Origin of the sequence: Streptomyces sp. CoH27 (assembly GCF_020181035.1) — a bacterium.
GTDB classification, from domain to species: Bacteria; Actinomycetota; Actinomycetes; order Streptomycetales; family Streptomycetaceae; genus Streptomyces; species Streptomyces camelliae.
Map to the genome: position 1 here is coordinate 1 of NZ_JAIQYY010000072.1, position 11,753 is coordinate 11,753.

Sequence of the window (11,753 nt, forward strand, 5' to 3'; positions counted from 1 at the left end):
GGGCATCCGCTGGGGCGGACGCCCCCTCGCCGCCGCGGCCTGAACGACCCGGCGAACCTATGCGGTCAGAGCACTAGATGATCGATTCCAACTGGGTCCTGACGAGTGGAGCCAGGGTCATGCGCGGCCGGCCAGCGACCGCCTACAACCACTGAAGTTCGCCCGAAAATCGCCTGGCAGGATGGTGGTGTGGTCGACAGTCCTTCGCCGTGAACGAAGTGCTGCCGCAGTTGAACGAGCTGCTGTTTTCCTCGGTCAAGGCATGTTGGTGGAATCGGTCGAGGTAATCGACACGGTCGTCCGGGTCGTGGCCCGTACGACCCCGGGGCGGGCGGCCGGTCCGGGGCGCGGGTGCTGGTCGGGGCGAATCCTCCTACCTTCGGTCTCCTTGTGATTTACCGACGGCGGGCACGTTCGTCGTGGTGTCGTTGCGGGTGCGGAGGTTCGTCTGCGAGGAGGAATCCCGCGAGCGCATGACCTTCACCGAGCAAGTACCCGGTCTCACCCTCAGGTTCGGGCTACGGACCGAGCGGCTGCGGTCGATGTTCGACAGACGCAGCCACTGGCACGACCTGACGCTCGACGCAGCTGTTGCCCTGGTCAGCCGCCATCACGGAAGGCCCCGGCCCCGTGAGGATGAGATCCATCCCAAAGCGGGGAACTGTGCCGGATCCACGCCTCGCAGGGCGGCGACCGACTCCTCGTTGCGCCGTCCACCGGCATCGTTCTCATGGTTGAGCTGTATCGCCAGGCCACATACGTAGCGAGCCAGCGTCACATAGGCGCGTGTCGCCAGTGCGGCCTCGAATCCCGCCTTGAGCAGGACCGCGACACAGCGCTCCCGCAGCGCCATCGCGTTGGGGCCGACCGGAATCTGCTCGGCCAGCAGCGGGGCAGCGTTCCCGTGCCGACCCAAGGCGCGGAACATGGCGTGTGTCACCGCCTTCAGAGACTGCTGCCAGTTCGCCGAGGCCAGTTCCCGATCGTCCAGCTCGACGAGGCCGAAATCTGGTCCACGACCTGCGCCGCGAGCTCTGCCCGGTTGCTGAAATGCCGGTACGGCGTCGCCGTACCCGAGCCCAGGCGCTCGGCCAGGGCCCTCATCGACAGGGCCTCCGCTCCCTCCTCGTCGGCGATCTGCAGCGCCATGGCGACGATCCGGTCCGGTGGGACCGGCGGACGACCGGCAGCGCGGCGCACCAACTGATCCATCTCCTCGCTCAAGATCACCGTGGTCGTAACGCGCGGGGGCTTCCGCTTGACACGACCACTATATCGGTAACAGTGTAGCCATTATGAGTACCTGGTCTGAGCCCCAGCCCGATTCCCGGTTCGTCGAGGTGGACGGCCTGCGGATCCACTACAAGCGTGCTGGGCACGGCCCGGCACTCGTACTGCTGCACGGCAGTGCCTCATCCCTGCAGCACTTCGACCGCGCGACGGATCTGCTGTCGGATTCGTTCGATGTCATCCGTCCCGACCTGCCGGCGTTCGGACTGACGGGCCCGCGCAAGGACCGCGACTACCGCATCCCGGCGTACGCCGCGACGGTGGCGGGCTTCCTGGAGGCGCTGGGCGTGCCGCGCTACGCGTTGGCCGGCAATTCCCTGGGCGGCAACATCGCCTGGAACGTCGCGCTGGATCATCCCGAGCGGCTGACCGGCCTGGTACTGGTCAATGCCACCGGCTACCCGGAGAAGACGGTGCCCGCGGGGATGCGCCTGACCCGCAACCCGCTGGTGCGGCCCCTGCTGAGGCGGGTGATGCCGCGCGGGGCCATCGAGCGCAACCTGCGCGAGACCGTCGGGCCGTATTCGCAGATCGTGGACGACGCCATGGTGGACCGCGCCTATCAGCTCATGAGCCGCCCCGGTAACCGCTCGGCCTTCGTCGACTTCTGCAACACCGACCAGCCGGACCGCAGCGCGCAGATCCCCCGCATCACGGTGCCCACGCTGGTGCTGCGCAGCGCGAGCATCGACGGCCAGCACTTCGCCCGCGACATCCCCGGCGCCCAGGAGCTCGTCCACCCCCACGGCGGACATCTGCTGCCGGAGGAGGAACCGCAGTGGGTCGCGAACGCGATCGCGAAGTTCCTCGGCTCCTGCGCCGACACCCCCGCGAACTGAGGGCAAGGAGGCCCGTTCCATGAAGTACTTCGTCGCCTCGGGCGAGGACCGCAAGCTCACCGCCGACTCGCGGGGGGCGCTGCGCGGCAGTTTCATCGAGCTGTCCGACGGCGTCACCCACTACGAGTTGACGGGGCCCGAGGACGGGGATGTGGTCCTGATGGCGGGCGGTCTGACCATCCCGCTGTTCTACTGGGACGGCCTCGTCAGCGAGCTGCACGCCCGCGGGCTGCGCACGCTGACCTGCAGCGCCTACGGCCGCGGCTACTCCGACCGGGTACAGGCGCGCTACGACGAGACGCTGTTCACGCGGCAGCTGGCCGAGCTGACGGACCGGCTCGGCCTGACGGCGCGGCCCCTGCACCTGGTCGGCACTTCCATGGGCGCGCTGGTCAGCATGACGTACGCCGCCCAGTACCCCGCGTCCGTCTCCACCCTCACCATCGTGGGCCCTGCCGGTCTTGCGAAACCCCGCCCGACCTCCCCCCACCGGCTGCTGCGCAACGACCGGCTGGCCGGCCTCATCGCCCGGCGGCGCGGCCCACAGATACTTCAAGGACACCTGGGACACAACGTCCGCGACCCCGCGCTCGGCGCGAAGCTGACCGAGATGGTCCTCGACTGCCTCCGCTTCGAGGGCTCGCTGTACGCGGTCTTCGACACCCTGCAGCACCTGCCTTTCACCGGCCGTGACGACCTGTTCCGGCGGACGGGGGCCCTGGGCATTCCGACGCTGCTGCTGTGGGGCGACGAGGACGACGTCACGCCGCTGGTGCACTTCGACACAGCGCGCACTCTGCTGAAGCCTCATAAACATCATGCAATTACCAAATGCGGGCATATGGCCCCATTCGAACGGCCCCGCGACGTCGCTGATCAGCTCGTCCCGTTCGTGTCCGCACGCACCGAAAGGCTCGACTCATGAACAACCCGCAGGCCATCGACGTACTGATCATCGGCGCCGGCCCCTCGGGCTCCGCCTTGGCGATCGACCTCGTACGCCGCGGACTCGACGTCCGGATCGTCGACAGGTCCCCCCACGCTTTCGACGGCTCGCGCGCCAAGGGCATCCAGCCCCGCAGCCTCGAAGTCCTCGAAGACCTCGGCGCTCTCGACGACGTGCTGGCCGGCGGCGACATCTATCCCAAGCTCGGGATCCATGCAGGACCCATCGGTGTGCCGTGGAAGATGTTCCCCCACAAAGAGGCGACCCCGGACGTCCCGTACCCGAACACCTGGCTGATCCCGCAGTTCCGCACGGACCGCGCCCTGCACGCCCGGCTCAGTGAGCTCGGCCGCGAGGTCGAGTTCGGCAAGGAACTGACCGAGCTGACGCAGGACGAGGACACGGTGGTCGCCAAGGTCGTGGGCGCGGACGGGATCGAGGAGATCGTCACCCGCTATGCCGTGGGGGCCGACGGTGGCTCCAGCGCAGTGCGCAAGCAGCTCGACATCGGTTTCGCCGGGACGACGGACGAGTCCGACCGCATGCTGATCGTGGATGCCTCCGTCAGTGGCCTGGCCCGCAACCGGTGGCACATGTGGCCCGGCCTCGGCGGCAAGCTCATCGCCGCCTGCCCGCTGCCCCACAGCAACATGTTCCAGTGGATGATCCGGCTCACGCCCGACGAGAAGCCGCCCCAGGAGATCGGCGCCATCATCGACAGGATCCACTCCCACACCCGCAACCGGCACATCCAGCTGCACGAGATCCACTGGACGTCCGTGTTCCGGCCGAACATCCGTCTTGCGCAGCACTACGGCCGCGGACGTGTCTTCCTCGTCGGCGACGCGGCGCACGTCCACACCCCGGCCGGTGCCCAGGGCCTGAACACCGGTATGCAGGACGGCTACAACCTCGGCTGGAAGCTCGGCCAGGTCCTCGCCGGAGCCGCCCCGGCCCTGCTGGGCACCTACGAGGCCGAGCGGCAGCCGATCGCCGCCGGGGTCCTGGGACTGTCCACGGAGAAGTGGGGCGGCATCGCCAAGCTGGACCCCTCCAGCATGAAGCGCGGCAAGGACGAGCAGCAGCTCTCCCTGACCTACTACGGCGGCCCGCTCGCCCCCGCCGACGGCGACAGTAGCGACACCAGCACGCTGCACGTGGGCGACCGCGCCCCGGACGCCCAACTGCTCGGCGCCGACGGCGCCGAGACCCGCCTGTTCAACCTCTTCCAGGGACCGCACTTCACCGCCATCGCCTACGGCCCCGGCGCCGCCCGAGACCTCGAACTCCTCGACTGGCCGACGACGGGCGCCCGGCTGAAGCGTCTGACCGTCGGATCGGCCGCGGGCGACGGCCGCGCCTTCTCCGACCCCAAGAACACGCTGCGGAATGCCTACGGCCTGACTGGCGACACGCTGCTGCTGATCCGTCCCGACGGCTACATCGGACACATCGCCACTCGGGATTTCCTCACCACCACACAAGCCGCGGTGCAGGCAATGACGCCCCAGGCAAGGACCCGCACCATGTCCCAGCCGAGCCACACCTCCCCCGTTTCCGAGGCCACTGAATGAGCCGCAAACTGCTGCGCGGGGCGCAGGTCATCACGATGACGCCGGACCGGCCGGACGCCGAGCATGTCGACATCCTCGTCGACGGCGAGACCATCGCCGCCGTTGATGAAACCATCGAGGCGCCCGATGCCGAGGTCGTCGACTTCTCCGGCCGCATCCTCATCCCCGGCCTGGTCAACGCCCACCTGCACACCTGGCAGACCGCGCTGCGCTCCGCGGGCGCCGACTGGACGCTGATGCAGTACCTCACCCACCTGCACGGCGAGTGCGTCGGGCACTACACCCCGGCCGACATGCACATCAGCAATCTCGCGGGCGCCCTGAACCAGCTCAACTGCGGTACGACCACCCTCGGCGACTGGTGTCACAACGCCCTGTCGCCCGAACACGCCGACGCGGCCGTCGAGGGACTGCTCCAGGCCGGGATCCGCGCCGTCTTCCTGCACGGCACGCCCTACCGCTCGCCGGACACGCCCCACCCACTCGGCGAGATCGACCGACTGCTCGACGGCCCCGTCCGCGACCACGCCCTCCTCACCCTGGGCATGGCCCTCCAGGGGCCGCAATACTCCTCCCCTGAGACCGCGGTGGCCGACTTCCGAGCAGGCGCGGAACGCGGCCTCGTCGTCTCGATGCACCAGAGCGGCGGCGAACCCTCACCCGGCTGGGAAGCCGTGCGCAACGCCGGGCTGTTCAGCCCCCTGACCAACGTCGTGCACGGGATCGACCTGCCCGAGGACTGGCTGAAGACGCTGGTCGAGGCGGGCGTCACCTTCACCACCACCCCGGAGAACGAACTGGGCCAGGGACACGGCACACCCATCACCGGATCCCTGCTGAGCCTGGACGCGGCACCCTCCCTGGGCACCGACATCGACACCGCCGTACCCGGCACGGTCCTCACCGCCGCCCGGATCGCTCTGGCCCACCAGCGCAGCCTGGACCACGCCCACCACCGGCAGACGATCGGCATGTACGCCAACACACCATCCGTCACCAGCAAACAGGCACTGGCCTGGGCCACGGTCGAAGGAGCGAAGGCACTGGGCCTGGCAGACAAAGTGGGCCGGATCGAGGCGGGCATGCAGGCCGATCTGGTCGCCGTCGACGCCCGGGCGCTCAACCTGTGGCCGGCGCACGACCCGGTCGCCACGGTCCTGCACGCCGACATCGCCAACATCGAAGCCGTGATGGTCGCCGGCACCTGGCGCAAACGCGATCACGTCCTGCTCGCATCCGGCCTCGACGAGGTCAAGGACCAGCTACGCGACTCCGGAGAACGGCTGCTGCGCAGCATCAAGCCCGCGGGCTCTCCCGGCTGACATACCGCAACGGCCCCCACCCATGAACCGCGCCGACGCGCACGACACCCCGTCCTCGTCGGCGCGATGGCCACGCGCCCGCAGAGCCGCACACCGTGGCCTCGTTCCCACAGCAAGAACGTGCCGTGAGCAGCCCCATGCCGACTACCGCGGGCACGCCCCGCGATGCCCTGCAACAAGAGCAGATCGTCCAGGCGGCCATCGCCCTTCTGGACGAGGGCGGCATCGAGAGTCTGACCATGCGAAGACTCGGCAGCCGTCTCGGCATCTCCGCGGCGGCACTGTACTGGCACATCAAAAGCCGACACGATCTGCTCCTGCTGGCCGCCGACACCGTCTGGGGGCAGGCGCCTCTCCCCGCTCTCGACGGCCTCGAATGGCGTCCAGCCCTCCTGGCCATGGCCGACAACCTGCGTTCGATGCTTCTCAAGCACCCCTGGCTGCTGGCCGCCATGACCATCCAGCCTCTCGACGGCCCGGCCAGGGACCGCCATGACGAGCACCTGCTCGCTGTCTGCGAGGCGTCCGGCCTCACCAGGCGGGATGCCGAGCAAGCCGCCCAGAGCGTCGTCACGTTTGCGATCGGCGCCGCCCTCGCAGCCACCCCTCGCCCGTATGTGTCCTTCGGACTGCAGTCGCTTCTCGACGGCGTCGAAGCCAGGCTTGCCGCCCGTACCTGACCCGCCACAGCAGAAGAGGCAGACGCCCGGCTCGACCGCCTTCCTCTGAAGATCGCCTCTCAACCCGCTCAGGAGGCCGCGGACCGCACGATGGCGCGGGCCGCAGCACGCCCCTCGGGAGCGGGGACGAGCGGGTAGGCATGGACCGCACCGTCGCACACGATGACATTCACGGCCACCCCCTCCGCAGCAGCCCGTTCTTCCAGGCGCCGGACGTCCGGGTAGCACAAGTCGCGAGTGCCGATGTAGACGTCGATGGGCGCCAGGGGGGCAAACTGGCCATTGACGGGACTGAGCCGGGGTTGCGCGGGGTCGTCCCCGCCGGCCCAGCCGCGTGCGGCCGCGAGCAGGCTGCTGGTGGTGAGGAACGGATCTCGGGCTTCGACGTCGGGAATCGCAGGGTTGGTCAGAGTCAGATCCAGCCAGGGGGAGATCAGTACTACTCGGGCCGGCTGGGGCAGACCCGAGCCGACCAGGCTCTGCGCCACGCCCAGAGCCAAGCCCGCGCCGGCGGAGTCGCCCATGATCGTGACCTGGCCGGCGTCCAGGTCGCCGAGCAGGTCGCGGTAGACGGCAGTGACGAAGGGATAGGCGTCACGGTAGGTGTACTTCGGCGCCAGCCCGTAGTGCGCCACCTCGACTCGTACACCGGCGTCCGCGAGCTGCGAGATCAACTGCCAGTGCCGGGGCGAGAGGTGTCTGATGTAGGCGCCGCCGTGCAGATAGACGACCGATCGCTCCGCCCGGTGCCCGCGCGGACCGACGGTGTGGCATTCGAAACCGTCGATGCGGCGCGACCTCACGTCGTGCCGCTGTACCAGTTTGGCGGGCGGACGAGGTGGCTCCTTCGACGCCGCCACGGGGTCCGGGGCCGCCTTGCCTTTGAGGGCCAACCGCATGAACGCGGCGACTACGTGCATCTGGGGACTGCTCATGTCCGGCTCTCCTTCTTGGCACCGCGATGCCGTCCGCTTCGCCGAGCATCATAACGGTTACACTGTTTCCGTTATTGCGCTAGGCTGAGCCGCTGCATCGCTCGACCAAATCGCCCGTCCGGGCGCCGAGCGATGCGCCCGGCCGGCAACTCGACCGCGCCCGACACATCCCATAGCGGTCTCGTGACGACCTGCCCGCCATCAGGCCCGCCACCGGTGACGCCCAAGCCGCCACGACGCCGACACCCTGGAGATGCCTCATGATCCTCACCATCACCCTCACCTGCGCCATCGCCCTGATCTTCGGGGCGATCGGAGTGCTCAATACGCTCGCATTGCCGAAGGCGCGCGAGCTGGCCGCCGAGACCGGCTTCTCCGTCGCCGCCTACCGCCGCATCGGCGTGCTGCAACTGGCAGGAGTCGCCGGCGTGGCGCTCGGCCTCGCCATGCCGCCGCTCGGCGGCCTCGCGGGGGCCGGGCTTCTCCTGCTGCTCGCCGGAGCTGTGGTCGTACACCTGCGCAAGGGCGACCCGGTTGCCAAACTCGCGCCCGCCGTCGTGTGCGCGGTGCTTGTCGCCTCATACCTCGCGGCCTTGTTCGCCTGAAGCGCTGCGGATCGAGTCCACGCCTCCACGGATGGGCAGCTCCGGCAGTTTCGCCCTGAAAGCAATGCCGCCCCGAGCCGTGACTTCACCTCGAAGAGCCGGCCGACGGGGATGGCTTCGGACCGCCACGCTCCCGAAGGGCAGATCCAGGGCTGGCCAACGGGCATCCGATTGCACCACTGGACCAAAACCAGCTAAACGGCTACGCTGTAGCCAATATTAGAGGTGGCAGGAAACGCAGCCACCTGGGCTCGATCGAGGGCGCTCAAGCCGCGACCGCACGGTCCGCCTGCCTTCACCAGCGCCCCTTCGTCCACAGTGCCCACCCCCGAGGGGTAGACGATGCCCGTCCTGATCGTGATAGCGATCTACGCTGTCCGGATCGCGCGCGCTCCCTTGGACGCGCGCCTGAAGAAGCGCCACGTCGGACCCCTGTCGGTCACGACCGGAGCCGTCATGCTCTATCTGGCCTGGGACTGGCTCAGGCCCGAGGGCCTCAGCGCTGTCTATTTCGTCGGCGAGTTCGCCGGCGTCCTGTCCGTCTACCTGATGTCCTGCACCCTGGTACTGGCCACCCGCCTGATGTGGTTGGAGCAGTGGTTCGGCGGCCTGGACCGCATGTACCGTCAGCACAAGCTGTACGCCGTATGGTCCATACTCCTGCTCATCCCCCACCTGCTCCTCCACTTCTTCTCCGGTTTCGACGGGAGCCAGTACGGCTACGCCCACCGGGCCGCATCGGTAGGGATGGGACATCTCCTCGGTGCCGTCTCCGCCATCGGCCTGCTGCTGCTCGTCCTCATCTCGCTCGGCCAGGTCGGCCGCATCCTCCGACTGCCCTACGAGCGCTGGCTGTTCCTGCATCGCCTCACCGGCCTGCTGCTCCTGTCGGCGCTGGTGCACGGCTGGTTCCTCGATCTCATCATCAACGGATCCACGCCCCTCCTGGCGATCTACGTCACCATGGCCACCATCGGCATGACCGCCTACACCTACGACGAACTGGTGCTACGGCACAGGGAACCCCGGGCGGACTACACCATCCACCGTGTCGAGCGGCCGACACCCGACATCCTCGACCTCACCCTCACGCCCACCGGCGAGACGATGCTTCCCGTGACAGGAGGTCAGTTCGTCTACCTGCGGGTCGGCGGCTGGCACGAACACCCCTTCAGCGTCGCAGGAACGCAGGCCGACGGCTCGGTACGCCTCACCATCCGTGCCCTGGGCCGCGGTACACGGGGCCTCTATACGGACATAAGTGAAGGACACCCCGCAACTCTCAAGGGTCCTTACGGCATGTTCGACCACACCCTCGGCGGACCCCGGCAGATATGGATCGCGGGGGGCATCGGTATCGCGCCCTTCCTCGGCTGGCTCACCCACCCCGGTGCAGCGCCGCCCCGCACCGACCTCTTCTACTGCGCCCCCACCGCCGAAGACGCACCGTTCCTCCCGGAACTCACCGCAGCGGCAGCACACCGCCCCGAGTTCCGGCTCCACCCGACGTTCAGCCGCAGCCACGGCCGTCTGACCGCCGAAAGAATCCAGGCCGAGGCCGGACCGATCACCCCCGACACGCACGTCTTCCTCTGCGGCCCCGCCTCCATGATCGAAGACCTCACTCGCGCCCTCCATCGCCAGGGCGTCCCCCGCCAGCATCTCCACGCCGAGCACTTCGCCTTCCGCTGACGAGCCGCCGACCGCACGAGATCACGCGCTCAGCACCAGCAGCGGTGGCGACGCTCCATGCCGACCGAGATGACTCCGTAGGTGGGCAGCCTCAGGTTCGCATCGTCCTGGCTGGTCAGGCGTCGTCGCGCAGGTGGGCAAGCCCGCTGAGAAGGAGTTCGAGTCCGAAGGAGAACTCGTCCTCGATCGGAACGGGCATCGACTCGGCGACGGTGACCGTTGCCGGGAACAAGGCTGGATCGACGCTCTGAAAGACGGCGGACAGTTGCGCGTCGTCGAGTTGCCCGCCGCCGCCATGACCGTTGACCTGTATGGCGAATCCGAGGACGTAGCGGGAGAGGGTGGCAAAGGCGTGCGCGGCCAGTCGCGGCGGGAAGCCGCTGTCGAGCAGCGCCGCGACACAGTGCTCCCGCAGCGCCATGGCGTTCGGCCCCAGGGGAATCTCTTCGACCATCAGGCGCGCCGCGTTCCGGTGCCGGGCCAGGGCCTCGAACATGGTGTGCGCGACCGTCCGCAGCGCTTGCTGCCAGCCCATCGCGAGGAGTTCGTCGCCCTTCAGTTCCACGGCGCCGAACATGCGGTCCACGACATGGGCGACCAGCGCTGCCCGGTTGTCGAAATGCCGGTACAGCGTCGCCGTGCCCGAGCCCAGGCGCTGGGCCAGCGTCCGCATCGAGAGAGCGTCGGCCCCTTCATCGTCCACGATCTGCAGTGCGGTAGCGACGATGCGCTCCAGCGGCACGGGCGGACGCCCCGGGCCCCGACCCGATGCCGCGGTCGCTCGCACAGGACCAGCTGCTGCCACTGAACGTCCACCTCCTCAGCCAGCACCATAACAGCAACACCGTATCCACTTCGTAGTTCGCCGGTTGGGCGTGGACCGCCGAGGGCACCGCGGTTACGGCTCAGACATCACAACGCGGCAGGTCACAGGGCATGTGGTGAAGCGGCCGTCGGGCAGCTTGCGCAGCCAGCCCCGCCCGGCGAGCTTGGACAGCGTCCCACGCAGCGGCTCCAGCTTGCCCCGCACCGCCACCTCCAGCCCCAGTGCCTCGCCGACCTGCTTGACCATGACCGGCCGCCGGCGCCCCGGACGAGCGCGAGGATGCGCTGGTAGTCCGGTGGCAGCGAGTCCACGTCCACGCCGCGCCCGCGGTGCGGCACCAGCAGCACCGCGTGGCCCGTGACCTGCACCGCAGCCGGTGCGGCCGCCGCCTGTTCCGCCGTGAGCTGCTCGGCCATCCGTTTCCAGACCCGTTCCGCGACGGCGAGTTCGTCGCGCTCGGCCCGCACCTGGTCCAGTTGCTTGACCAGCTGGTCTTCCCGTTCGTCCAGCTCCGCGTGTCGCGCCGCGATCCGTTCCGCGATCTCGGACTCCATCATGAACCGGATCGTAGGAGGCGCGGGGCCGACGAACGGCTGGAACCGGCGAAAGCACCCCAGCCTGCCCGTCAGACGGCCAAGACCGCAGACTTCCCCGCTCGACCAGCCTGAGCATCCCGGAGAGCCCGCACGCCAGCCCTCTGACCAGCACGTTCGAAGATGGCGGATCTTCATCGAACACCACGCGCCGCAGATGCCTCCCCATCTCGTTGTCCGGCCTCAGCGAAGGTAAGGGCGGGCCCGAGGCGCTCCGCCGTGTCGACCATGCAGCACGCCGTCGGTGGCTCCTGCCTGGACAGCAATGCCTCCGGCAGACGCACCCACGCCGACGTCGCCCTCCGCACCGGGCGTCCGGTGTTCTTCTCGGCCGGTCCGGCCTGGTGGACCCCATTGGCGAATTGCATCGGTGACTGAGCTGCACCCCGTTTCGTGGAGTCCCTGATGCCAGGGTTACGATCCTGGCGAAGGAGATCCACCAGCACCATGG

General features: G+C 68.7%; 14 protein-coding genes. 9 read left to right on the forward strand and 5 right to left on the reverse strand.

What is annotated here, in order from left to right:
• Window positions 1–610: 610 nt before the first annotated feature.
• Window positions 611–928, reverse strand: a complete 318-nt coding sequence (locus LE548_RS46325) for a TetR/AcrR family transcriptional regulator C-terminal domain-containing protein (RefSeq protein WP_308031214.1) — start codon at window positions 926–928, stop codon at window positions 611–613.
• A gap of 17 nt (window positions 929–945) precedes the next feature.
• A complete protein-coding gene (locus LE548_RS46330) occupies window positions 946–1,224 on the reverse strand; it encodes a helix-turn-helix domain-containing protein (protein ID WP_308031217.1) in 279 nt (92 codons plus the stop codon).
• A 71-nt stretch (window positions 1,225–1,295) separates the two neighbouring features.
• Here LE548_RS46330 and LE548_RS44520 point away from each other — a divergent pair, with 71 nt between their 5' ends.
• The 5 genes from LE548_RS44520 to LE548_RS44540 all read left to right on the forward strand — a co-directional run bounded on the left by LE548_RS44520 (window position 1,296) and on the right by LE548_RS44540 (window position 6,651).
• Window positions 1,296–2,129, forward strand: a complete 834-nt coding sequence (locus tag LE548_RS44520; RefSeq protein WP_225102743.1) for an alpha/beta fold hydrolase — start codon at window positions 1,296–1,298, stop codon at window positions 2,127–2,129.
• 19 nt (window positions 2,130–2,148) lie between these two features.
• Entirely contained in the window at window positions 2,149–3,054 is a 906-nt protein-coding gene (locus tag LE548_RS44525) for an alpha/beta fold hydrolase (RefSeq protein ID WP_225102744.1), read from the forward strand.
• Entirely contained in the window at window positions 3,051–4,649 is a 1,599-nt protein-coding gene (locus tag LE548_RS44530) for an FAD-dependent oxidoreductase (protein ID WP_225102745.1), read from the forward strand. The genes LE548_RS44525 and LE548_RS44530 overlap by 4 nt, the downstream gene beginning before the upstream one ends.
• Window positions 4,646–5,971, forward strand: a complete 1,326-nt coding sequence (locus LE548_RS44535; protein ID WP_225102746.1) for an amidohydrolase family protein — start codon at window positions 4,646–4,648, stop codon at window positions 5,969–5,971. Before LE548_RS44530 ends, LE548_RS44535 begins: the two co-directional genes overlap by 4 nt.
• A 125-nt stretch (window positions 5,972–6,096) precedes the next feature.
• Entirely contained in the window at window positions 6,097–6,651 is a 555-nt protein-coding gene (locus LE548_RS44540) for a TetR/AcrR family transcriptional regulator (RefSeq protein ID WP_225102747.1), read from the forward strand.
• A 68-nt stretch (window positions 6,652–6,719) separates the two neighbouring features.
• On the opposite strand, the gene LE548_RS44545 is transcribed toward LE548_RS44540, so the two are convergent.
• A complete protein-coding gene (locus LE548_RS44545) occupies window positions 6,720–7,586 on the reverse strand; it encodes an alpha/beta hydrolase fold domain-containing protein (protein WP_225102748.1) in 867 nt (288 codons plus the stop codon).
• Window positions 7,587–7,846: 260 nt separating this feature from the next.
• On the opposite strand from LE548_RS44545, the gene LE548_RS44550 reads away from it, so the two are divergent.
• Both LE548_RS44550 and LE548_RS44555 read left to right on the forward strand, forming a co-directional pair.
• A complete protein-coding gene (locus LE548_RS44550; RefSeq protein WP_225102749.1) occupies window positions 7,847–8,191 on the forward strand; it encodes a DoxX family protein in 345 nt (114 codons plus the stop codon).
• Between the two features lie 342 nt (window positions 8,192–8,533).
• A complete protein-coding gene (locus LE548_RS44555; protein WP_225102750.1) occupies window positions 8,534–9,883 on the forward strand; it encodes a ferric reductase-like transmembrane domain-containing protein in 1,350 nt (449 codons plus the stop codon).
• Window positions 9,884–9,998: 115 nt separating this feature from the next.
• On the opposite strand, the gene LE548_RS44560 is transcribed toward LE548_RS44555, so the two are convergent.
• Both LE548_RS44560 and LE548_RS44565 read right to left on the reverse strand, forming a co-directional pair.
• Window positions 9,999–10,625: a TetR/AcrR family transcriptional regulator gene (locus LE548_RS44560; protein WP_225102751.1), complete on the reverse strand. Its 627-nt coding sequence runs from the start codon at window positions 10,623–10,625 to the stop codon at window positions 9,999–10,001.
• 156 nt (window positions 10,626–10,781) lie between these two features.
• The gene (locus LE548_RS44565; RefSeq protein WP_225102752.1) at window positions 10,782–10,955 is read right to left on the reverse strand and encodes a hypothetical protein; all 174 of its coding nucleotides are present in this window, start codon (window positions 10,953–10,955) and stop codon (window positions 10,782–10,784) included.
• Window positions 10,956–11,059: 104 nt separating this feature from the next.
• Here LE548_RS44565 and LE548_RS44570 point away from each other — a divergent pair, with 104 nt between their 5' ends.
• Together LE548_RS44570 and LE548_RS44575 are read left to right on the forward strand one after the other, a co-directional pair.
• A complete protein-coding gene (locus LE548_RS44570) occupies window positions 11,060–11,377 on the forward strand; it encodes a hypothetical protein (protein WP_225102753.1) in 318 nt (105 codons plus the stop codon).
• 144 nt (window positions 11,378–11,521) lie between these two features.
• Window positions 11,522–11,680: a hypothetical protein gene (locus LE548_RS44575; RefSeq protein WP_225102754.1), complete on the forward strand. Its 159-nt coding sequence runs from the start codon at window positions 11,522–11,524 to the stop codon at window positions 11,678–11,680.
• Window positions 11,681–11,753: the final 73 nt, after the last annotated feature.